The following is a 21,860-nucleotide window of genomic DNA, read 5'->3' as shown; positions in this document are numbered from 1 at the left end:
CTCACCGGAGGCGCTAAGGAAGGATCGCCAGAAGCGAGCTGCCCTTGAGGAGGTCGGTTGGCGGGTCTTGTCCATCGTCACTGACGATGTCCGAAGGCACCCTGAAGTGATGGTGCGCCGCATCGATGGGCAACTAATACGGAGCGCGGCCGCATGAGCGCTCACCTCTGTACGGTTTCGGCGCGAAATTGCGTACCAGGCTGTTCGCTCGCTGATGGCTACCGATCGCCGTCATGTTCCCGTGACGACGGGATACCGTTCTCCGCTGCATGGTCGATCCCCGGGACGCCCTAAGCTGTGAACCCGTGGGCACTTCCAAAGTCGAGCGCTTGATGAACCTCGTCATCGCGCTGCTGTCCACCCGAACCTTCATCAGTGCGGAGCGGATCAGGGAGACCGTCTACGGCTACTCCGACACCGCAAGCGACGAGGCCTTCTCGCGGATGTTCGAGCGGGACAAGAACGAACTCCGCGACCTGGGCATCCCGCTGGAAACCGGCCGTGCCTCACAGTTCGACCCGACTGAGGGTTACCGGATCAACCGCGAGGCCTACGCGCTGCCCGCCGTCGATCTGACCGCCGACGAAGCGGCCGCCGTCGCGGTGGCCACCCAGTTGTGGGAGTCGCCCGAGCTGATCACCGCCACCCAGGGCGCCCTGCTCAAGCTGAGGGCAGCCGGTGTGGACGTCGACGCGGGAGACGCGGGCATCGCCATCACCTCTACGGCGGGGATGCCAGGCATCCGAGGGTCAGAGGAGGTGCTGGGAATCCTGTTGTCCGCCATCAACTCCGGCAAGGTCGTGCAGTTTCCGCATCGGCCGGCGCGCAGCGAGCCGTACACGACCCGCACCGTCGAACCGTGGGGCGTGGTCACCGACCGGGGACGCTGGTACCTCGTCGGCCACGACCGGGACAGGAACGCCACCCGAACCTTCAGGTTGTCTCGCATCGGCGCGGACGTAAAGCCCATCGGCCCAGCCGGTTCCGTCGAGCCGCCCCCCGGAGTGGACCTGCGCGAGATCGTGCACAAGGTCATCGGCGAGACGCCGAGCGGAACACAGGCGCGGGTGTGGGTCGCCGATGGCAGGGCCACCGCGCTGCGTCGCGGCGCCACCGTGGTCGGCCCGCGTGAACTCGGCGGCCGCGGCGGCGAGGAGATCGCTGTCGACATCGGGTTGTCCGACCGATTGGCCCGCGAGATCGCGAGCTACGGCGCGGACGCCGTTGTGCTGGAACCGCAAGCGCTGCGCAACGAGGTGCTCGACCGGCTGCGGGCGCACGCGGGAGTCGAGGCATGAGTCCCATATCGGAGCGGCTGGTCCGGCTGCTGAACATGGTTCCGTACTTCCAGGCCAACCCGAAGATCACCTATGCCGAGGCCGCATCGGATCTGGGCGTCACCGAGAAACAGTTGCGCGACGACCTCAACCAGCTGTGGATGTGTGGCCTCCCGGGCTATGGCCCCGGCGACCTGATCGACTTCGAGTTCTCCGGCGACACCATCGAGGTCACCTTCTCCGCCGGCATCGACCACCCGCTGCGGCTGACCTCACCGGAAGCCACCGGCGTTCTGGTTGCGCTGCGCGCCTTGGTCGACGTTCCCGGCATGGTCGACCCCGAGGCCGCGCGCAGCGCGATCGCGAAAATCGAGTCCGCTGCGGGCACGGTCAACCATGGAAGCGACGCCACCGCTGTGGACGAGCCTGCGCCGGTGGAGAGCCAGGCGGCCGCCGCGGTGCGCGAGGCGGTGCGGGGCGGCCGGGCGCTGTCGATCGAGTACTACTCGGCCTCTCACGACATGCTGACCAGCAGGATCGTCGACCCGATCCGGGTGGTGCTGGTCGACGAGCACAGCTACCTGGAGGCGTGGTGCCGGTCCGCCGAGGGTGTGCGGCTGTTCCGTTTCGACCGTATCGTCGATGCGTCGGCACTCGACGAGCCGTCCGCGCCGCCCGAGCCCGCCGTGCAGGCGCCACCTGACACCTCGCTGTTCGACGCGGATCCGTCGTTGCCGTCGGCGACGCTGCTCATCGACCGCGCGGCGTCCTGGATGTTCGACTACTACCCGCTGCGGGTCGTCCGCGAGCTGTCCGACGGGGCGTGCGAGGCGGCGATGACCTACGCGTCCGATGAATGGATGGCCCGCTTCGTTCTCGGCTTCGGATCCGGGGTGCAGGTACTGGCGCCGGAAGCGCTGGCCCAGCGGGTTCGCGAATCGGCCGCGGCCGCACTGCGTGCGTATGGCGTCGGCGCCGATGCGGGCGGGTAGACTCGCCCCAGACGTCTGGAGGTAACCAAATTGGGCGGTTTACAACCCTGGCACTGGATCATCGTCATCGCTGTCTTCGTTCTACTTTTCGGCGCCAAGAAGCTTCCCGACGCGGCCCGTTCGCTGGGCCAATCGATGCGGATCTTCAAGTCCGAGGTCAAGGAAATGAAGTCCGACGCGAAGCCGGAGGCCGAAAAGCCGGCGACGCCGATCGCATCGGAGCGCGTCGACGCCCCCGAACCGCAGGCCGAGCCCACCGACAAGCGCCCGGCCTGAGCCCACGTCGGCCGAGCACGGCAGCAGGCCGTGTCGATTGTCCGTGTTCATAGATCTATAGGCGAGCTGCGTGCAAACCCCCGGATTCCTCAAGCGACTGGATCCGCGCCGACGTCGCGCGAAGATCAATCCGGACGGCACCATGTCGCTCGTCGATCATCTGAGCGAATTGCGGAACCGGCTGCTGATCGCGGCCGCCGCGGTCGTGCTGACGACGATCATCGGATTCTTCTGGTACACCCACGGCTTCTTCGGACTGCACAGCCTCGGTGAATGGCTTCGCGGGCCGTACTGTTCCCTGCCGGCCTCCGCACGGGCCACCATCGCGCCCGACGGCCAATGTCGGTTGTTGGCAACCGCACCGTTCGACCAGTTCATGCTGCGACTCAAGGTCGCGCTGACGGCGGGCCTCATCATGGCCTGCCCGGTCTGGCTGCATCAGATCTGGGCGTTCATCACGCCCGGCCTGTACCGGAAGGAACGTCGTTTCGCGATGGCGTTCGTCGGGGTCGGCGCTGTGCTCTTCGTGACGGGGGCCGTCCTGGCCTACATCGTGATGGCCAAAGCGCTGCACTTCCTGCTGACCGTCGGCAGCGACGTTCAGGTCACCGCGCTGTCGGGCGAACAGTACTTCGGGTTCCTGCTCAACCTGTTGCTGGTGTTCGGCATCAGCTTCGAGTTCCCGTTGCTGATCATCATGCTCAACCTGGTCGGCGTGCTGCCCTACGAACGCCTCAAGGCGTGGCGGCGCGGGTTGATCTTCGGTCTATTCGTGTTCGCCGCGTTCGCGACGCCGGGATCGGATCCGTTCTCGATGCTCGCGCTCGCCATGGCCCTTTCGCTGTTGTTGGAGGTCGCGATTCAGATCGCTCGCATCCACGACAGGCGCAAGGCGCGTCGCGAGGCGCTCGAGCACCTTTCAGATGACGAGGCCTCGACGATCGGCGATGTCGAACCGATCGAGCCGCCGACCGCAGTGTCAACCTCGTCTCGGCCAGTAGTCGATGACGACGCCACTTAACGGCGAACTCGCCGCCTTCACCGAGCTGCTGTCGTTCACCCTGGACGACTTTCAGCTGCGCGCGTGCCGGGCGCTCGAGGACGGACACGGTGTGCTGGTATGCGCGCCCACCGGCGCGGGTAAGACGGTGGTGGGGGAGTTCGCCGTCCACCTGGCGCTGGCGGCGGGTCGAAAGTGTTTCTACACAACGCCGATCAAAGCGCTGAGCAACCAGAAACACGCCGACCTGGTGCGCCGGTACGGCGCGGAACGCATCGGCCTGTTGACCGGCGACCAGTCGATCAACGGGGATGCGCCGGTCGTGGTGATGACCACCGAAGTGCTACGCAACATGCTGTACGCGAATTCGGACACGCTGCATGGCCTTTCGCATGTCGTGATGGACGAGGTGCACTTTCTCGCCGACCGGATGCGCGGTGCGGTGTGGGAGGAGGTGATCCTGCACCTGTCCGAGGACGTGCGGTTGGTCAGCCTTTCGGCAACGGTCAGCAACGCCGAGGAGTTCGGCGGCTGGATCCAGACAGTTCGCGGAAACACCACCGTGGTCGTCGACGAACACCGGCCCGTCCCGCTGTGGCAGCACGTCATGGTCGGCAAGCGATTGTTCGACCTCTTCGACTACCGGTCCGGCGACCCGGGAAAGAATCGCCGCGAGCTCCTGGTGGACCCACAGTTGTTGCGGCACATCGTACATCGACGCGAAGCCGACCGGCTGGCCGACTGGCATCCGCGTGGCCGCGGTGGCCATCGAAGCCGCCCCAGTATTTTCCGGGGACCTTCGCGGCCCGACGTCATCGAGCTCCTGGACGCCGAAGGGCTGCTGCCCGCCATCACCTTCATCTTCTCCCGCGTCGGCTGTGATGCCGCGGTCAAACAGTGTCTGCGCTCGTCGCTACGGCTGACCACCGACGTCGAACGCGCCCGCATCGCAGAGGTTGTCGACCGCCGCTGCGTCGACCTTTCCGAATCCGACCTGGTCGTGCTCGGCTACCACGAATGGCGCGAGGGGCTGCTGCGCGGTCTGGCCGCACACCACGCCGGAATGCTCCCCGTCTTCCGCCATACCGTCGAAGAGCTCTTCACCCAAGGGTTGGTCAAGGCCGTATTCGCCACGGAAACATTGGCTTTGGGTATCAACATGCCCGCACGCACCGTCGTCCTCGAGCGGCTGGTGAAATTCGACGGCGAGCAGCACGTCCAGTTGACCCCGGGCGAGTACACCCAGTTGACCGGCCGCGCGGGCCGCCGAGGCATCGACGTCGAAGGCCACGCGGTTGTGCTGTGGACTCCTGACGTGGACCCCGCCGAGGTTGCCGGTCTGGCGTCCACCAGGACCTTCCCGCTACGCAGCTCGTTCGCGCCGTCGTACAACATGACGATCAACCTGGTGAACCAGATGGGCCCGACGCAGGCACACAAGCTCCTGGAGCGGTCGTTCGCGCAGTACCAGGCGGACCGGTCGGTGGTCGGCCTGGTGCGCGCCATCGAACGGGGCGAGAGGATGCTCGACGAGATAGCCGGAGAGCTCGGCGGGCCCGAGGCCCCGATCCTGGAATATGCGCGTATGCGCGCGGCGATCTCGCAACGGGAGAAGGCCCAGTCGCGGGCGTCGCGGGTGCAGCGAAGGCGGGCCGTCAACGATGCGCTGGCCTCGCTTCAGCGCGGTGACATCGTCAACATCGCCAACGGGCGGCGCATCGGCCTTGCGGTTGTCCTCGAGCCCGCCCGCGACGAGGACGACCCTCGCCCGCTTGTGCTGACCGAAAACCGTTGGGCGGGACGCATTTCGTCCGCCGACTACTCGGGCGCATCGGCGAAGGTCGGCTCGATGACGCTGCCGAAGCGCGTCGAGCACCGTCAGCCGCGGGTGCGCCGGGATGTGGCGTCGGCGCTACGTTCTGCGACAGCCGGGATGGCGATCCCCAAGGGCAGGCGAAGCGGCACACCGGCTGACCACGACGTCGACCCCGAGCTGGCGGGCCTTCGCGAGCAGCTTGCCCGCCACCCCGCGCACCGCCTCTCGGATCGCGAGGAGAAGGTGCGGCTGGCCGAGCGGTATCTGCGAATCGAGCGCGACAACAAGCAGATTCAGGAGAAGGTGGCCGCGGCGACCAACTCGCTGGCCCGAACCTTCGACCGCATCGTCGTCCTGCTCACCGAGCGTGGCTTCATCCGCGACGACGACGGCGACCCGAAGGTCACCGACGACGGCAGGCTGCTGGCCCGCATCTACAACGAAAGCGACCTCCTGGTGGCGGAATGCCTGCGGGTAGGCGTGTGGGAGGGGTTGTCGCCCGCGGAGCTGGCCGGCGTGTTGTCGGCGGTGCTCTACGAGGCGCGGGGCGACTCGTCGGGCACCCCGCAGGCCGCCGAGATCCCGACCGGCAAGCTGCGTCGTGCGCTGGCCGACACCCGCCGGTTAGCCGCCGAACTGCGCACCGACGAACAACGGCACCGGATCTCGCAGAGCCGGGAGCCCGACGAGGGTTTCGTCGCCGCCGTCTACCGGTGGGCCACCACCGGCGACCTGGCCGCCGCGCTTGAAGCATCCGACATCGGTCGCACCGGCTCGCCGCTCTCGGCGGGGGATTTCGTCCGGTGGTGCCGCCAGGTTCTCGATCTGGCCGACCAGGTGCGCAATGCCGCTCTTTCGCCGGAACTCCGGACCGCCGCGAAACGCGCAATCGCCGACGTTCGACGCGGCGTCGTCGCTGTTGATGCAGGGTAGGGTGTCCGGCAGGATCAGCGTTCACTAGTTACAGGAGAGACGATGAGCGGACCGCAAGGGCCTGACCAGACGCAACCGTGGCCGGGTCAGGACCAGCCGTCGAGCGATCCGTCCCACCAACCGGCATGGCAGCAGCCGGCGCCCGGCCAGGATCAGCCTGCCTGGCAGCAACCTCCCGCCTACTCGCCGCAGCAGTACCCGCCATATCAGCAGCCCGGCCAACAGCCCTACACGCCACCGCAGCAGTACCCGCCGACCGAGCAGTTCGGCCAGCAGCCGGGTCAGGAGTACGGTCAGCAGGCCTATCCGCAGTACGGCCAGCAGCCAGGGCAGTACGGGGCACAGCCGGGGCAGTACGGTCAGCAGCCCGGTCAGTACGGTCAGTACCCGCAGTACGGCTCGACCGAGACGCCGGAGGGCTCCAAGCGGTCACTGGCGCTCGTCGGCGGCGTGATCGGCCTGCTCGCCGCGTTGGTGGTCGCAGTGGTAGCGGTGCTCGGTTTCTGGAAGCCCGGCTTCTTCGTCACCACCAAGCTGGACGTCAGCGCCGCACAGTCCGGTGTCCAGCAGATCCTCACCGACGAGTCGAATGGCTACGGCGCCAAGAACGTCAAGGACGTCAAGTGCAACAACGGCGAAAGCCCGACCGTGAAGAAGGGCGAGACGTTCGACTGCGAGGTCAGCATCGACGGCACCAAGCGTCAGGTGACCGTCACCTTCCAGGACAACAACGGCACCTACGAGGTAGGCAGGCCGAAGTAGCCCTAGTTGCCGGGCAACGCGTCAAGTGCCTTCTGCAGTCGGCCAATTGACGATGTGACGCCGTATCGCTCGGCGAGCTCGGCCACCTTTCGCGGATGCTCGGCCGCCAGCGGCAGCACGTCCGAGGCCGTGGAGAAGTTCACGTCGGCGTCGATAGCGACCTTGACAACGGGTCCTGCGGCCTCGATGTAGTCGGTGGCGGCAAGCAGCTTCGTCCGGTACGCCTTGGACATCTTCGACTTCGGGTCGTGGGCGGCGGCGAGAATGCCCTCCAGCGAGCCATGTTGCGCGAGCAGGGTCGCTGCGGTCTTCTCGCCGACGCCGGGCACGCCGGGAAGGCCGTCGGACGGATCGCCCCGCAGCAGCGCCAGCTCGGCGTACGCCGGACCTGCCCGGTCGACGGGAACACCGTAGGTCTCGGCGACCTCCTTCGGCCCCCACTTCGTTGCCTTCGCCAGGCCACGGCCGAGATAGAGCACCCGGACGGCCACCGGCTCGTCGCGAACCAGCTGAAGCAGGTCGCGGTCGCCGCTCACGACGACGACGGGGGCGTTGCGCTCACGGCTTGCCAGGGTGCCGAGCACGTCGTCGGCCTCACAGTCCGGCGCGCCTGCGGTCGGAATGCCGAACGCGTCAAGCATTTCCATGATCATGTCGACCTGGGGAGTGAGGTCGTCGGGGACCTCTTCGATGTCGGGTTGGCCCGTCGGTTCCTCTTCAGCGACACGGTGCGCCTTGTATGAGGGGATGAGGTCCACCCGCCACTGTGGCCGCCAGTCGTCGTCTCGACACACCACCAGCCGGGATGGTCGTTCGCGCGTGATGACGGTGGCGACGGCGTCGAGGAAGCCACGCAGGGCGTTGACGGGCCTGCCGTCGGGCGCGGTGATTGAGGAGGGCACCCCGAAAAAGGAGCGAAACCACATGCTGGCGCCGTCGAGCAATAACACGGGAGCTGCCACGGTCACCGACAGTAGCGTGAGGTATGGCCTTCATCGTGAATCGAATCGATCATGTGGTGCTCAACTGCCGCGACGTCGACGCCACCACCGACTGGTATGTGCGGGTGCTCGGAATGGAGCGCGAGGCGTTCGGCGAAGGTCGGGTGGCGTTGCGGTTCGGCAACCAGAAGATCAACGTGCGACCCACGGGGGCGCCGAACTGGGAGACGGGCGCCGTCGACGCGCCGGGCTCGCTCGACCTGTGCTTCATCGCAGAGATCAGTCCCGACGATGTCGGCGCGCACCTGCGGTCCTGCGGGGTGACGATCACCGAGGGGCCCGTGCCCAAGACCGGAGCGCTCGGCCCGATGACATCGCATTACTGCCGCGACCCGGACGGCAACCTGATCGAGGTCGCCAGCTATTCAACCCCGGATTAGCCTGAGTTCCATGACAGCGGGCCGATTCAACACCGATGTGTACGAGCAGCGACTCCGGGCCGCCGCGGTGGCCGCGGCCGACGCCGGGTTGGCCGGACTGGTCATCACGCCCGGATACGACCTGCGCTACCTGATTGCCTCGCGCGCCCAGACCTTCGAGCGGCTTACCGCCCTCGTATTGCCCGCATCCGGCGAGCCGGTCATTGTGGTCCCGCGAATGGAACTGGCCTCGCTGAAGGAGTCCGCTGCTACCGAACTCGGTATCACGGTGCGCGATTGGGTGGATGGCGACGACCCGTACCGAGTGGTGGCCGATGCCCTCGGCGGCGCCCCCGCCGGGTCATCTGGACAGCTCGCCGTCGCCGTCACCGATGCGATGCCCGCCCTGCACCTGCTGCCGTTGGCCGACGTCCTCGGCGTGGTCCCGGTGCTCGCCACCGACGTGTTGCGTCGACTGCGAATGATCAAGGACGGCGCCGAGATCGACGCGCTGCGCAAGGCGGGAGCCGCCATCGACCGGGTGCATGCGAGGGTGCCGGAGTTCCTGGTGCCGGGGCGGACCGAGGCCGACGTGGCCGCAGACATCGCTGAAGCCATTGTCGCCGAGGGGCATTCGGAGGTTGCGTTCATCATCGTCGGATCGGGCCCGCACGGTGCCGACCCGCATCATGAGTGTTCGGACCGTGAGCTTCGGGCAGGTGACATCGTCGTCGTCGATATCGGAGGGCCTTACGAACCCGGGTACAACTCGGACTCGACACGGACCTACAGCATCGGGGAGCCGAGCCCGGAAGTGGCGCAGCAGTATTCGGTGCTGCAACGGGCGCAGCAGGCCGCCGTCGAAGCGGTACGTCCTGGGATCACCGCAGAGCAGGTCGACGCCGTCGCGCGCGACGTGCTCGCCGAGGCCGGTCTGGCCGAAGCGTTCGTGCATCGCACAGGTCACGGGATCGGCCTCTCGGTGCACGAGGAGCCCTACATCGTGGCGGGCAACGATCTCCCGTTGGCCGAGGGCATGGCGTTCTCCGTCGAGCCGGGCATCTACTTCCCCGGCCAGTGGGGCGCCCGCATCGAGGACATCGTCATCGTCACCGCCGACGGCGCCGAACCGGTCAACAGTCGCCCGCACGAGCTGATCGTGGTGCCCGTCTAGCCGCTGCGGCCGACGATGCCTTGTCCCTACTGCGGCTCCGATGTCGGAAAAACCGACGTCTGCCCGAACTGCGGCGCGCGCAAGGATGGGGTCGCCAAGACCGGATGGCGACCCGACCCGACCGCGCGCCACGAAGGCCGCTACTACGTCGCGGGCCGACCCACCGGCCGGGTTCGTGACGGGAAGGCCGAAACGACCGACCCCGACGGCGGCAAGCTGCTGCCGGCCTTTCTCGACACTCCGGCGGAGAACAGCACGAGCATCCGATCGACGTGGCTTGCGACCGGCGCCGCGACGGCCGTGTTGGCCATGCTGGCGGCGTTCGTCTGGGGCGTTCTGCTATCGCGCCACAATGCGGGTTCACCCGATGCCGACTATCTGTCCACCTTGAAAGACTCCGGGCTCGCCGCCGGCTTCAACTCCGATGCCAACGCACTGGCCCACGGCAGGCAGGTTTGCAAGCAACTCGACGAGGGCGGACCGCAGCAGGGAGTGGCCGCAGACAAGCTCGCCGTCGATGCCTTCTGTCCGAGGTTTTCCGAGGGCTTCCGCGTCCTCGAAACGGCAAATGCTTCAGCAGTTTTCGTGCTGATCGACACCTCGAAGCAATACCTCAGCTCGATAACATCGGAAGAAGGTAAATGCCATGGCGTTCATGGATACTCCGATATCGGCAGCGGCACTCAGGTCATGGTGAAAAACGGCAAGGGCGAGATCCTCGCCTCCACGTCACTTGGCGAGGGGCACGGCGACGAGATCAATTGCAGGTTCGCCTTCAGCTTCCCGATCACCGAGGGACAGGATCGTTATGTGGTGTCGGTCGGGCGTCGCGGCGAATTCAGCTACAGCTTCGAGCAGCTGCGGCGCGGCAGCGTCGAGATCCACCTCGGCGAATAGCGCTCAGCTCGAATCGTCCTCGTCGTCGTCGCTTTTCTCGTCATGGCTATCGGGGATGAGGTAGCGCTCGGGGTGGTGGTAGTTATTGACGCGGGCCTGCCCCCAGTCGAGCTTGGGTGGTGGGATCCATTGGGTGCGGCCGTCTTTGCGTTTGCGGGTGCTCCAGCCGGTTTTCTCGATGAGTTTGTTGTCGGCGGGGCAGGCCAGCGAGAGTTTATCGATGTCAGTGGGGCTGTCGTTGGCGGCCCAGCCGTCGTCGTGGTGGGCTTCACACCAGTAGCCCGGGGCCGTGCAGCCGGGGCGGGTGCAGCCACGGTCCCTGGCGTACAACACGATTCGTTGCGCCTTGGACGCCAGCCGTTTCGCATGGCCGAGGTAGAGCGGTTCCTGGGTATGTTCGTCGAACACGGCTAGGTAGTGGTGTGCTGCCGATGCTTGGCGGATGACGTCGGACATCGGTAGCAGGGTGCCGCCGCCGGTGACGGCATGCCCGGTGCCCGACTCCAACTCCTTGAGTGTGGTGGAGATGACTATGGTGACCGGAAGGCCCTTGTGGCTGCCTAACTGTCCCGACGCCAACATCGCTCGCAGCACTGCTTTCAGTGCGTCATGGTTGCGCTGCCCTGTCGTCCGTACGTCACGGGTCCGTGCGTCCTGCCCGGGTTCGCCGTCTAGACATGGGTTGTCGTCATCGGGATTGCACATGCCCGGTGCGGCCCATTTGGCCAACACCGCGTCGAATAACGCTCCGAGCTCGGGGTCGGCGCAGCCGCGGATCTCGCTCGTGCCGTCGGCCTGCTGTTTGCCCTTGGTTAGGTAGCTGCGCTTGGCCAGGTCGGCGTCGGTCAATTCGCCGTCCTGGTCGAGCAGTATGGCCAGATGGTCGGCGGCGACGCGCAAGTGTTCTGGCCGAAGCCCGCACGCCAACTCGGCCAGCTGTGCCTCCGCGGCTTCGCGGGTGTCGTGGTTGACGAAGCCGGGCAGCTTCTTGAAGAACCGGCGAATGGTCTTCACATGTTCGGCGCCGATTTCACCTCGCCACTGCGCGGCCGCGGTGTTGCGCAACATCGGCTCCAAGGGTTCGCCGGTCATCGACGATCGCGGCCCTAAATCCCTGGCCTCCTTGACACGGCGGTTGGCTTCGGCGGCAGAGATCCGCAACAACGTCCACAACGCCGACGCCAGCGACGACTCACCCAACTCCTCGATGGGTACCTCGGCAAGCGATCCGACCACGTGATGGTCCATCGCCGCGCAGCGACGCTTGAACGTTTCCCACTCGAATGCGGTGTCGGCCCGCTCAGCGGCCGATCCGTCCAACGACTCGGCCAGCAATCCTTCGAGCTCCGCGGTCAACGCCGCGATGCGTTTGGAGCCGGCCAACGAACTCATGCTTCGAACACTAGTTCGAAGCACCGACACGTTGGCGCGGCTGTGACGGCTGAAACTAAAGTGTCAGAAGTGAATTCAGTGATTAATCGCCGGTTCGGTCGAGGAGTTCCGACGAGCCGAGCACCCGCTCGACCCTGACCTCGATGACGACCCGCCGCGGATTGACCCGCGGAGTCCGGTAGCGCTGCGCATAGCGCAGTTCGGCGTCCCGGACCGCGTCGGCGTCGGTGTTGACCGTCGACCGCCCCTCCAGCGACAGCCAGCGCGCACCATCGACCTGGCTGAGGACGGCCACGCCGCGCTGCTCGGCGTTGACCGCCTTCTGCGACCCGCCGCTGGTGATCACCCTGGCGATGTGGGTCTTCGGATCGAACGTGAAGCCGACCGCCACCACGTGCGGTGAATTGTCGGAGCGCAACGTGGTCAACATCGCCAGATGACGCTCGGTCAGGAACGCGAGTGCGTCGTTGGTGAGTCGGGTCGTTGCGTTTGCCATCGGCTCCCAAACTAGCGCAGGAGATAATCACAGCCGTGGATGACACGAGCCGCGGACCCGTGGTGATTTTCGGTGGCCGCAGCGAAATCGGCATCGAGCTCGCGCAGCTGCTGGCACCGGGCGCAACCGTGGTGCTCGCCGCCCGCAGTCCCGACCGGCTGTCCGACCAGGTGGCGGCCCTCGAGAAGGTGGGCGCCGGCAAGGTCGACGTCCGTGAATTCGACGCCGACGAGTTGACCTCGCACGCGCCGCTGGTTGCCTCGATCGTGGCGGACCACGGCCCGATCGGCACAGCGGTGCTGGCCTTCGGCGTGCTCGGCGACCAGGCCCGCGCCGAGAAGGACCCTGCGCACACCGCGGCCGTGCTGCACACCGACTTCGTTGCCCAGGCGAACCTGCTGACCGTGCTGGCCGACACCATGAAGACAGCAGGATCGGGCGCCATCGTCGTGTTCTCGTCGGTGGCGGGCGTGCGGGTGCGCCGCGCCAACTACGTCTACGGCTCGGCGAAGGCGGGGCTGGACGGATTCTGCAGCGGCCTGTCCGACGCGCTGCACGGCACGGGAGTCCGGCTGCTTCTCGTGCGGCCCGGGTTCGTGATCGGACGGATGACCGAGGGGATGAAACCGGCGCCCATGTCGAGCACGCCACCGCAGGTTGCCGCCGCCACCGCAAAGGCACTGGCCAAAGGCAGGCGAACCGTCTGGATTCCGTGGCTGCTGCGGCCGTTCTTCGTCGGGATGCGGCTGCTGCCGCACTGGGTGTGGCGGAGGATGCCGCGATGAGCGCTCGCGCGAAGAGCAGAGGGCCCAAATGAGCAGAGGACCCAGATGATCATCGTCATCGGCATCGGCGCCGACGGAATGGCTGGGCTGGCGCCTGCGTCGCTGACCGAGTTACGCAGGGCCACGGTCATCTACGGTTCGCAACGCCAGCTTGATCTGCTCGACGGGAGCATATCGGCGGTCAAGCGGCCGTGGCCGACACCCATGTTGCCTGCGCTGCGCACGATTCTCGAAGGTGCAGGGGGAGACGTGCACATCGTCGCCAGCGGCGACCCGCTCCTGCACGGTGTCGGCGGCAGCCTCATCCGGCTGTACGGCGCCGAGCAGGTCGCCGTGTTGCCGCATGTCTCATCGGTGACGCTGGCCTGTTCGCGCGTGGGATGGGCGGTGCAGGACACCGAGGTGATCTCTCTGGTCACCGCCGAACCGCAGGCCGCGGTGCGTCAGGGCGGGCAGGCCGTGGTGATGTCCCGCGACGGCTCCACCCCTGCCGAGTTGGCGCGCCTGCTCGCCGACACCGGACGGGGCGAATCGGAGATCACGGTGCTCGAGCAACTCGGCGGACCGGCCGAGCGCCGCCGGTCGGCCAAGGCGCGCGAGTGGGCGGCGCGACCGCCTGCCGACGTCGACGACCTCAACGTCATCGCCGTGCGCTATCTGCCCGACGGCAGGCAGTTCGCGGTGCTGCCCGACGACTCGTTCGCCCATGACGGCCAGATCACCAAACAATCGGTGCGCGCGGTCACGCTGGCCGCCCTTGGGCCCCGCCCCGGCCAGCTGCTCTGGGATGTCGGTGCCGGATCGGGCAGCATCGCGATCGAGTGGTGCCGCAGCGGCCCTGGCTGCTGGGCGGTGGCTTTCGAACGTGACGAGCAACGCCGGAAACGGATCGCCGACAACGCCGCAGCGTTCGGCGTCAAGGTCGAAGTGCACTTCGACGCGCCCGAGGCGTTCGACTTCGTGCCGCCGCCGTCGGCGGTCTTCATCGGAGGAGGCCTTACCAGTCCTGGGCTGCTCGACGCCTGCTACGAACGGTTGGCCGGCGGCGGCAGGCTGGTGGCGAACGCGGTGACCGCGGAATCTGAAGCCCTTCTGACACAATGGTATTCGCGTGTCGGTGGGGAACTGCGACGATATCAGCACTATCGCGGCGAGCCGCTCGGCAAGTTCACCGGCTGGCGTCCCGCGATGCCCGTCACGCAATGGGTGGTCACCAAGCAATGACCGTCTATTTCATCGGCGCGGGCCCCGGCGCCGCGGACCTGATCACCGTGCGGGGCCAGCGGCTGCTGAACAGTTGCCCGGTCTGCCTGTACGCGGGCTCGATCATGCCCGACGATCTGTTGGCGCTGTGCCCGCCGGACGCCAGGGTCGTCGACACCGGCCCGCTGACACTCGATGCGATCATCGATGAGCTCGCCGCTGCCGATGCCGCCGGTTTGGATGTCGCGCGGCTGCATTCGGGCGACCCGTCGCTGTACAGCGCGCTGGCCGAGCAGTGCAGACGTCTCGACGCGCGCGGCGTGAGTTACGAAATCGTCCCTGGCGTACCGGCATTCGCGGCGGCAGCGGCCGCATTGGGGCGCGAGCTGACCGTTCCAGGCGTCGCGCAGACCGTGACGTTGACGAGGGTCGCGACGCTGTCGACGGCGATGCCGCAGGGGGAGGACATCGCGACATTGTCGGCGACCGGCGGCACGTTGGTGCTGCACTTGGCCGCCGCACAGGTCGACGGGATCGTTCCGCAGTTGCTGGCAGGCGGTTGCCGCGCCGAAACCCCATGTGCGGTGGTGGCGTTCGCTAGCTGGCCACAGCAGGTGGTGCTGCGGTGCACGCTTGCCGAGCTGGCCGAAGAGATGCATGCGGCCGAGATCACCAGGACTGCCGTGATCATCGTCGGAGACGTGCTGGCCGCCGAGGGTTTCGCGGACAGCTACCTGTACTCGTCGGACAGAGTGCGACGTGGCCGCGGACGCGAGGAGCAAGAAGGGCAAAGCCATTGATGCGTGTGCTGCTCCTCGGCGGCACCTCGGAGGCGCGAACGCTCGCTGCGCGGTTGCATCCCCGAGTCGACGTGATCAGCTCGCTGGCTGGCCGGGTGCCAGATCCCGCCCTGCCGGTCGGCGAGGTGCGCATCGGCGGGTTCGGTGGCGTCGACGGGATGCGGCGATGGCTGGTCGAGTCGAAGGTCGGTGGCGTCGTCGACGCCACGCATCCATTCGCCGCGACGATCACCGCCAACGCCGCCGAGGTGTGCGCCGAGCTGCAGATTCCTCACCTCGTGCTCGCGCGTCCCGCATGGCCACCCGGCGATGCGATCCTTGTCAAGTCCGATAGAGATGCCGCGAAGGCCGTGCAGGACAACGGATTCACGCGCGTTTTCCTTACCACCGGCCGGTCCGGTGTCGGTGTGTTCACCGATGTCGACGCGTGGTTTCTGATCCGCGCGGTCACCGCGCCGGACCTGCGGACGCTACCGCGTCGGCACGAACTCCTGCTGTCACGCGGGCCCTACGGCTATGACGACGAGCGCGCCCTGCTCGTCGAGCACCGCATCGACTGTCTGGTGACGAAGAACAGTGGCGGCGAGATGACCCGTCCGAAGCTGGACGCGGCTGCCGCACTTGGTGTCTCGGTGGTGATGGTGGACCGTCCTGCGTTACCAGGCGGCGTCACCACGGTGTCCACGGTGGACGACGCGGTGGCCTGGGTCAGTTCGCTTGGTAGGACGTGATCAACTCGAGAGTTTCCAGCTCGCGGATCGCCCGGCAGCTCCTGTGCAACATGGTCAGCATCATCTCGTCGCCGCGCTCGGTGGAGGCCGCGAAGGCGAAGCCGAGACCGGTGAGAAGCGGCGCCTGCACCACTCCGAGGCGGTAGTCGCGCCAGCAGGTGTCGAAGTCGTAATCCGTTATCCCGTAACCCAGTAGCGCACGATGGTACTGATCGACCAGATCCTTCTCGATCGTCGAGCGGACATCGGGATCGAGGCTCGTCGCGGTGAAGTATGCGAGATCCCGGCCCGGCAGGCCGATCCCGACCGTCTGCCAGTCCACGATCGTGATCCGCGTACGATCCGGGTCGAAAAGCATGTTGTCGAGTCGGTAGTCGCCGTGCATCAGGGCGTAGCGGGTCGGCTCTGCCTTCAGCCACGGAGTAACCAAAGACATTGCGGCGGTGAGGGTTTCCTTGTCCTGCTCGCTGATGTCTCCGCCGAGCTTGTCGACGAGGATTCCCGCGGCCATCACCGAGATCTCGCCGAGGCCACCCGCCGCTGCGTCGTCGCCGGGCTTGGGCATCGCAATCCCCGACAGCGCCATCCACTCGGGATCGCACCAACTGGGGCCGTGCAGTCCGGCGAGTGCCTCGACTGCAAGGGTCGCCTCTTGCGCGCTGCATCCAGCGATCTGGTCGCCCTGCACCGCGGGCGCCATGTCGGCGAGCACGAGCACGAAGTCGGCGCCGTCATCGGAGATCTCCGAGTAAAAGCACGGCGGCACCGGGATACTCATGCGACCGGCCACCCGCGCGTAGTACTCGACCTCGGACCGGTAGCCCAGCGCCACACGCTCACGGACGGCGTCGTCCTGGGCGGACAGCTTCACCGCGAACGTGGCGGGCAAGTCGGTTTCGGCCGCATACGTCGCACGCACCCGGTAGGTGGCGCCGGTCTGACCGGTGCCGATCGCGGTGACGTCGACGTCGCGCACGTCGGCGCCCAACACGGGTCCGAGCCACGCAGGCGTTACATCTTGGGGTCCACGTGGAATGGTCATGGCTGCCGGACAGTATCAGAGCGTCGGGTAGCGGCGGGGCGTGAACACCCGATCGTCGTACCACTGCGTCTGCGACGATCCGACGATCAGCAGGCACCGCATGTCGACCTGGGCGGGGTCGAGGTCGGCCAGCCGCACGACCTTCACGTCTTCGCGCGGACCGGACACATCCCTGCCGATCACCACGGGAGTGCCCGGATCGCGGTACTCCAGCAGCAGATCCCGCATCGCACCGACCTGCCAGGTGCGGGTTTTCGACGCCGGGTTGTAGATCGCCAGCACCAGGTCGGACTTCGCTGCGGCGCTGAGCCGTTCGGCGATGACGTCCCACGGCTTGAGCCGATCCGACAGCGAGATCACCGCGTAGTCGTGGCCCAGCGGCGCCCCGACCCGGCTCGCGACGGCCTGCGCCGCCGTCATCGCCGGAATCACCCGAACCGTAACGCCGGGCCACTGCTTGGCCTCTTCCAGCACGGCCGTTGCCATTGCGAACACGCCGGGATCGCCGGACGACACGACGGCCACAGCGCGGCCCTCCTCGGCGAGCGAGCACGCCAGGTGGGCGCGTGCCGGTTCCTCGGTGTTGTCGCTGGGGTGGCGGCGTTGTCCGTCACGCGGCCGGATGCGATCCAAGTACGGCCCGTATCCGATAAGGTCGGTCGCCTCGGCGAGTTCACGGCGGCTCTGCGGTGTCATCCAATCGATGTCGCCCGGCCCGAGGCCGACGACGGCGACGCTGCCCGCCGGTGCCTGCCTTGCCGGAGCGCCGGGCAGCATGGCGAGCGAGAAGTACGGCACTTTGTCGTCTTCGACGTCGGCTGCGGGCAGCACGCGCTGCTGCGGCGTACTTGCGCGTTCCACGTAGAACGCCTCGCCGAGCCGACCAGCCGATGAAAGCGCTTCCCGTACAGCGGGATACGACCTTCCCAGTTTCAGCACGACGGCGGCGTCGGTGTCTGACAACCTGCGCTTGAGCTCGTCGATGGGCAGCGTGCCAGGGATTATCGTCAGCACCTCGTCGCCCTGGACGAGGGGTGTGCCTGTCGCCGCCGATGCCGCGCTGACGGACGTCACTCCCGGCACGATCACCGCGTCGAAGCGCTCGGTCAGCCGGGTGTGCATGTGCATGTAGGAGCTGTAGAACAGGGGATCGCCCTCGGCCAGCAGCGCGACGTCGCGGCCTGCGCCCAGATGTGTGGCGATGCGCTCGGCGGCGTCGCGGTAGAAGTCCTCGAGCGCACCGGCGTATCCGCCGGGATGGTCGGTGGTCTCGGTGGTGACCGGGTAGACCAGGTGCTCCTCGATCTGGTTTCCGCGCAGATAGGGCTCGGCGATGCCGCGAGCGATGCTGCGCCCGTGCCTGGCGCTGTGATAGGCGACGACGTCGGCTTGCGCGATCACCCTGGCGGCCTTGACTGTCACCAGTTCGGGGTCACCGGGTCCAAGCCCGACCCCCCACAGCGTTCCCCTCTCGGTCATTCCGCGCTGCTTGCGATCGCGTTTACGGCGGCTGCGGCCATCGCGCTGCCGCCGCGCCGACCGGTGACGACGAGGTAGGACATGCCGCGCGGTCGGTCGATGAGCTCCTGCTTGGACTGGGCCGATCCGACGAACCCGACCGGACCGCCGAGCACGGCCGCCGGAGTGGGTGCGCCGTCGTCGACGAGTTCCAGCAGCCGGAACAGGGCGGTCGGTGCGTTGCCGATCGCGAGCACTGCACCACCCAGCCGGTCGGCCCACAACTGCACCGCTGCAGCGGAGCGGGTGGTGCCGATGCGGGCGGCCAGGTCGACGGCCCCGTCGTCGGCGACCAGCGACACCACCTCGTTGTCGGCGGGCAACCGCGACCGGGTGATCCCTGCTGCCACCATCGACGAATCGCACAGCACCGGCGCGCCCGCGGCGAGCGCGGCGTGCGCCTTGGCGACCACGTCCTCGCTGTAGGCGACGTGGTCGGCGACGTCGACCTGACCGCACGTATGGATCAACCGCACGACGACGCGGGCGACGTCATCCGGGAATCGGGAGAGGTCGGCTTCCGCTCGGATGGTCGCGAACGACTGCCGATAAATCTCGGCGGCGTCACGGGTGTAGTCGAGCACCCGCTCACCCTACGGGGACGCCTTGCGCAGCACGTATCCGTCTCCGGTGGCAATCAGGACCTCGCCCGTCGGCGGGCTGCCGCAGGCCCGTTCGCATCCGACGAAATGCCGGTGCGCCGTGCTCGGGTCGCCGACTGCTCGGGTCGCGTCCGCACGAACGTCGGCCGCGGAGCGTTCGCAGCCGGGGCTGCCCGTGCAGGCGCTGACGTCCAGCCACGGCGAACCCTCGTCGAATACCAGGCCAAACGGAGCGAGCACTCGTAGCGCGGCGTCCGCGACGCCGTCGTCGAGGTCGCAGACGAGCACCGAGCGCCACGGCGTGACGACCATCGGGGCGTCGATGGCCGCCAAGTATTCGGCGACGCGTGCCTGCAGCACACCGAGCGGCGCGCCTGCGCCAAGCGCGATGCGTCCGTCGTCCTGGCTGATCCAGCCGACCGGCGGCCGGCTGACAGGGGGCCAGGTCGCCCCAGGCGCGGCGGATCGGGCAAGGCCATCGATCAGCACAGAGGTATCCGTGAGTTCCGCTATGCGCCACGCGTCGCCCCGAACCTCGACGAAGCGCCGCGCAACCGATATCAGCGTCGGTACGACCTCCGAGGGTGCGATTCGAACGCCGGTGTCGCGACCGGCCAACAGGAGGGCAACGGAGTCACCGGTCACATGGGCCCCCACGTCGGCGGCCAGCCCGGAGACGTCGCCACGGCCGTCGTCGATGCTGAACCAGAACCGGCCCGGCAGCGCGGCCAGGTCGGGCGCGGCGCAGATCGCGGCGTCGCACCGACGCACCCACTCCCGTACGTCGGCGCTGCCGCCCACCCGCCCCGAGAGGGGGGAGGCGACGATGTTGCGCATTCGCTCATGCGTCGGCGACGGGAGCAACCCGGCGGTCGCGACGGCGTCAGCGAGGGCGGTGGCGGCCTCGTCGTCACGGATGCCGCGGATCTGGATGTTGCCCCGCGAGGTCAGCTCCATCGCCGAGGAGCCGAACCGGTTCGCCGCGTGCGCCAGGGCTTCCAGCTGTCGCGGTTCGATCATCCCGCCGGGCAGTCGGACGCGGGCCAGCGCGCCGTCGGCGGCCGGGTGCATCTGAAGGGCACCTGGACATTCGTCCTGGTCACGGGTCCGAGCCATCGGGTTCACGGTACGCGTAGCCCGATTGGCACGAGCTGGAGTAGTGCACTACGCGTGCGTCAATACCCCGCCGAAATTAATTTTCCAGACATACAGAGATCCCGCGGCAGTAGAGCACGGGACATCGGGGCGGTTGGAGTACCGAAATGACCACGCTGGACACCGAGGCTGGCACGAACAACCAAACACCGAAGACCGTGAGCGCACCGGCGCCGTCCGACGAGAAGTCGACCGACACCGCCGCGTTGATCACCGAACAGCAGGTGCTGTTCGGTTCGGCGGCGGCGCTGACACCTACGGCCGCGCCTGCGCGACACCGAAGCGTCGCCCGCGAACTCGGCTCGACGGTGCACGCATTGTTTGCGCGGCCCGAGAAGTCGCGCGCACCCAGGCACTACCCGCAACGGTTCGGCTATCTGGAGAAGTCGGCCATGTCGCGGGCGATGGACAGGCTGTAGTCGCCCGCCATTTTTGTACTTGGCCCACCTCTATCAGTAAGGAAGGTCGATGCTCGTATTTCTCGTGTTCGCAGCCGTCATGGTTCTGCTGGGCGTCCTCACCGGCACCGGCTATTCGCAGTCGTGGGCCGCGCGGTGGGGGAAATCCGACCGCTGACCCGTCAGCTGGCCAGCGGAACCGGATCCACCACGTCTGAGTAGTGCGAGGCGTCCCCGGCGACCACGCGGCTGGTCCGGCCGTCGACAGCCACCGGGAGGTCGCCGGCCAGCGTGACCCGGTTGAGCATGCGGAACTGGTCGTCGTAGTCGGCGACGGCGTAGTGCTGGGTGGCACGGTTGTCCCAGATAGCCAGGTCGCCTGGCCGCCAGTCCCATCGGATCGTGTTCTCCAGCTTGGTTATCCGAGACTGCAACAGGTTGAACAGTGCGGCCGACTCGCCCGCACCGAGCCCGACGAACCGCTTGACGAAATGGCCGAGCAGCAGCACGCGCCTGCCGGTTTCAGGATGGATGCGCACCACCGGGTGCTCGGTCTCGTAGTAGTCGGAGACGAACTCGTCGCGGTACTGGCGTTCCTCCGCGGTGGCGGTTTCCCGCGGCGACGCGTAGTCGTACTGGTTGGTGTGCACCGCCCAGAGGTTCTCGGCGAGCGCACGCAGAGGAGCGGGCAGCTGGTTGTAGGCCGCCTCGGTCGAGGCCCAGGTCGTCGTACCGCCGTAGGCAGGCAGTGTGACGGCGCGCAGCAGCGAGGCCTTGGGGATTCGGTCGACGAACGTGACGTCGGTGTGCCAGCTGTTGGCCTTGTCGTAGCGGGAATCGATGGGCAGCAGGCGGGTTCCGCGCGAAGTCACGGTCGGGTGCGCACTTGTCGGTGTGCCAAGGCTGCGCGCGAACGCCAGTTGACCGTCATCGTCGAGGTCGTGCTGTTCGCGGAAGAAGATCACCTTGTGCTCGAGCAGTGCGGTGTTGATGTTCGCGGCGGTGGAACGGTCGAGGTTTCCGGCGAGGCGGACGCCGTCGATGCGGGCACCGATGTTGGCTCCGAGTTTGACCACGTGCATCTGCCCAAGCTGAACCCTGACTCGGGTGCGCGCCAGGGTTCGACGCAGCGGGAGTGGAATCGGATGTGACGGCTGTCACATACTTGACCTGGTAGTTCCGTCAACCACATGGCGGTGGTTACTCACCGGTTTCGTCGTACGGTTCTCGCAGTTGCACGTGTGTGTAACA

The 21,860-nt window shown here is 67.3% G+C and carries 22 protein-coding genes; 14 read left to right on the top strand and 8 right to left on the bottom strand.

Annotated features, from left to right (window positions below):
• Positions 1-305: 305 nt before the first annotated feature.
• The 6 genes from D6M19_RS13745 to D6M19_RS13720 all read left to right on the top strand — a co-directional run bounded on the left by D6M19_RS13745 (position 306) and on the right by D6M19_RS13720 (position 7,056).
• Complete coding sequence (locus tag D6M19_RS13745) at positions 306-1,298, top strand: helix-turn-helix transcriptional regulator (RefSeq protein ID WP_123025781.1); 993 nt, start codon at positions 306-308, stop codon at positions 1,296-1,298.
• Positions 1,295-2,269 (top strand): helix-turn-helix transcriptional regulator, encoded by a 975-nt coding sequence (locus D6M19_RS13740; protein ID WP_123025780.1) that lies wholly within the window; start codon positions 1,295-1,297, stop codon positions 2,267-2,269. Before D6M19_RS13745 ends, D6M19_RS13740 begins: the two co-directional genes overlap by 4 nt.
• 30 nt (positions 2,270-2,299) lie before the next feature.
• Positions 2,300-2,545: a Sec-independent protein translocase subunit TatA gene (gene tatA, locus D6M19_RS13735; RefSeq protein WP_123025779.1), complete on the top strand. Its 246-nt coding sequence runs from the start codon at positions 2,300-2,302 to the stop codon at positions 2,543-2,545.
• Positions 2,546-2,615: 70 nt separating this feature from the next.
• Positions 2,616-3,566 (top strand): twin-arginine translocase subunit TatC, encoded by a 951-nt coding sequence (gene tatC / locus D6M19_RS13730; RefSeq protein ID WP_123025778.1) that lies wholly within the window; start codon positions 2,616-2,618, stop codon positions 3,564-3,566.
• Positions 3,550-6,294, top strand: a complete 2,745-nt coding sequence (locus tag D6M19_RS13725; RefSeq protein WP_123025777.1) for a DEAD/DEAH box helicase — start codon at positions 3,550-3,552, stop codon at positions 6,292-6,294. The genes tatC and D6M19_RS13725 overlap by 17 nt, the downstream gene beginning before the upstream one ends.
• A gap of 42 nt (positions 6,295-6,336) precedes the next feature.
• Positions 6,337-7,056: a DUF4333 domain-containing protein gene (locus D6M19_RS13720; RefSeq protein WP_123025776.1), complete on the top strand. Its 720-nt coding sequence runs from the start codon at positions 6,337-6,339 to the stop codon at positions 7,054-7,056.
• A gap of 2 nt (positions 7,057-7,058) precedes the next feature.
• On the opposite strand, the gene D6M19_RS13715 is transcribed toward D6M19_RS13720, so the two are convergent.
• Positions 7,059-8,018 carry a 5'-3' exonuclease gene (locus D6M19_RS13715; protein WP_123025896.1) on the bottom strand — a complete coding sequence of 320 codons (960 nt, stop codon included), beginning with the start codon at positions 8,016-8,018 and terminating at the stop codon, positions 7,059-7,061.
• A gap of 23 nt (positions 8,019-8,041) precedes the next feature.
• On the opposite strand from D6M19_RS13715, the gene D6M19_RS13710 reads away from it, so the two are divergent.
• Genes D6M19_RS13710 through D6M19_RS13700 form a run of 3 tightly spaced genes read left to right on the top strand, consistent with a single transcriptional unit; the run spans position 8,042 to position 10,487 of the window.
• Positions 8,042-8,437 (top strand): VOC family protein, encoded by a 396-nt coding sequence (locus tag D6M19_RS13710; protein WP_123025775.1) that lies wholly within the window; start codon positions 8,042-8,044, stop codon positions 8,435-8,437.
• A gap of 10 nt (positions 8,438-8,447) precedes the next feature.
• A complete protein-coding gene (locus tag D6M19_RS13705) occupies positions 8,448-9,590 on the top strand; it encodes a M24 family metallopeptidase (protein WP_123025774.1) in 1,143 nt (380 codons plus the stop codon).
• Between the two features lie 15 nt (positions 9,591-9,605).
• Complete coding sequence (locus tag D6M19_RS13700) at positions 9,606-10,487, top strand: DUF732 domain-containing protein (RefSeq protein WP_123025773.1); 882 nt, start codon at positions 9,606-9,608, stop codon at positions 10,485-10,487.
• 3 nt (positions 10,488-10,490) lie between these two features.
• On the opposite strand, the gene D6M19_RS13695 is transcribed toward D6M19_RS13700, so the two are convergent.
• Together D6M19_RS13695 and D6M19_RS13690 are read right to left on the bottom strand one after the other, a co-directional pair.
• Complete coding sequence (locus D6M19_RS13695; protein WP_123025772.1) at positions 10,491-11,879, bottom strand: HNH endonuclease signature motif containing protein; 1,389 nt, start codon at positions 11,877-11,879, stop codon at positions 10,491-10,493.
• An 82-nt stretch (positions 11,880-11,961) separates the two neighbouring features.
• Positions 11,962-12,375, bottom strand: a complete 414-nt coding sequence (locus tag D6M19_RS13690; RefSeq protein WP_123025771.1) for a F420-dependent biliverdin reductase — start codon at positions 12,373-12,375, stop codon at positions 11,962-11,964.
• A gap of 35 nt (positions 12,376-12,410) precedes the next feature.
• Here D6M19_RS13690 and D6M19_RS13685 point away from each other — a divergent pair, with 35 nt between their 5' ends.
• Genes D6M19_RS13685 through D6M19_RS13670 form a run of 4 tightly spaced genes read left to right on the top strand, consistent with a single transcriptional unit; the run spans position 12,411 to position 15,894 of the window.
• Positions 12,411-13,160, top strand: coding sequence for an SDR family NAD(P)-dependent oxidoreductase (locus D6M19_RS13685; RefSeq protein WP_123025770.1), 750 nt, complete (start codon positions 12,411-12,413; stop codon positions 13,158-13,160).
• Positions 13,161-13,205: 45 nt separating this feature from the next.
• Positions 13,206-14,384 carry a precorrin-6y C5,15-methyltransferase (decarboxylating) subunit CbiE gene (gene cbiE, locus D6M19_RS13680; RefSeq protein ID WP_206428521.1) on the top strand — a complete coding sequence of 393 codons (1,179 nt, stop codon included), beginning with the start codon at positions 13,206-13,208 and terminating at the stop codon, positions 14,382-14,384.
• Complete coding sequence (gene cobM, locus D6M19_RS13675; RefSeq protein ID WP_123025769.1) at positions 14,381-15,163, top strand: precorrin-4 C(11)-methyltransferase; 783 nt, start codon at positions 14,381-14,383, stop codon at positions 15,161-15,163. The genes cbiE and cobM overlap by 4 nt, the downstream gene beginning before the upstream one ends.
• On the top strand, positions 15,163-15,894 hold the full coding sequence (locus tag D6M19_RS13670; protein WP_123025768.1) for a cobalt-precorrin-6A reductase: 732 nt from the start codon (positions 15,163-15,165) through the stop codon (positions 15,892-15,894). Before cobM ends, D6M19_RS13670 begins: the two co-directional genes overlap by 1 nt.
• Here the strand turns inward: D6M19_RS13670 and D6M19_RS13665 are convergent.
• From D6M19_RS13665 to cobG, 4 genes are read right to left on the bottom strand one after another with little or no spacing between them, the layout of a single operon-like run.
• Complete coding sequence (locus D6M19_RS13665) at positions 15,872-16,936, bottom strand: phosphotransferase family protein (protein ID WP_123025767.1); 1,065 nt, start codon at positions 16,934-16,936, stop codon at positions 15,872-15,874. The two genes, D6M19_RS13670 and D6M19_RS13665, sit on opposite strands and share 23 nt — an antisense overlap.
• Before the next feature lie 15 nt (positions 16,937-16,951).
• A complete protein-coding gene (locus D6M19_RS13660; protein WP_123025766.1) occupies positions 16,952-18,415 on the bottom strand; it encodes a precorrin-2 C(20)-methyltransferase in 1,464 nt (487 codons plus the stop codon).
• On the bottom strand, positions 18,412-19,038 hold the full coding sequence (locus D6M19_RS13655) for a precorrin-8X methylmutase (protein WP_123025765.1): 627 nt from the start codon (positions 19,036-19,038) through the stop codon (positions 18,412-18,414). Before D6M19_RS13655 ends, D6M19_RS13660 begins: the two co-directional genes overlap by 4 nt.
• Positions 19,039-19,047: 9 nt before the next feature.
• Positions 19,048-20,172 (bottom strand): precorrin-3B synthase, encoded by a 1,125-nt coding sequence (gene cobG, locus D6M19_RS13650; protein WP_123025764.1) that lies wholly within the window; start codon positions 20,170-20,172, stop codon positions 19,048-19,050.
• 146 nt (positions 20,173-20,318) lie between these two features.
• On the opposite strand from cobG, the gene D6M19_RS13645 reads away from it, so the two are divergent.
• On the top strand, positions 20,319-20,630 hold the full coding sequence (locus D6M19_RS13645; protein WP_123025763.1) for a hypothetical protein: 312 nt from the start codon (positions 20,319-20,321) through the stop codon (positions 20,628-20,630).
• Between the two features lie 161 nt (positions 20,631-20,791).
• Here D6M19_RS13645 and D6M19_RS13640 read toward each other — a convergent pair whose 3' ends face one another.
• The gene (locus D6M19_RS13640) at positions 20,792-21,691 is read right to left on the bottom strand and encodes a TauD/TfdA dioxygenase family protein (RefSeq protein ID WP_123025762.1); all 900 of its coding nucleotides are present in this window, start codon (positions 21,689-21,691) and stop codon (positions 20,792-20,794) included.
• Between the last annotated feature and the right edge of the window lie 169 nt (positions 21,692-21,860).

It is taken from the genome of Mycolicibacterium stellerae, assembly GCF_003719305.1.
In the GTDB taxonomy this organism is placed as follows: domain Bacteria; phylum Actinomycetota; class Actinomycetes; order Mycobacteriales; family Mycobacteriaceae; genus Mycobacterium; species Mycobacterium stellerae.
Note: the sequence above shows the minus strand (reverse complement) of the source record. Positions and strands in the feature narration are given on the sequence as shown.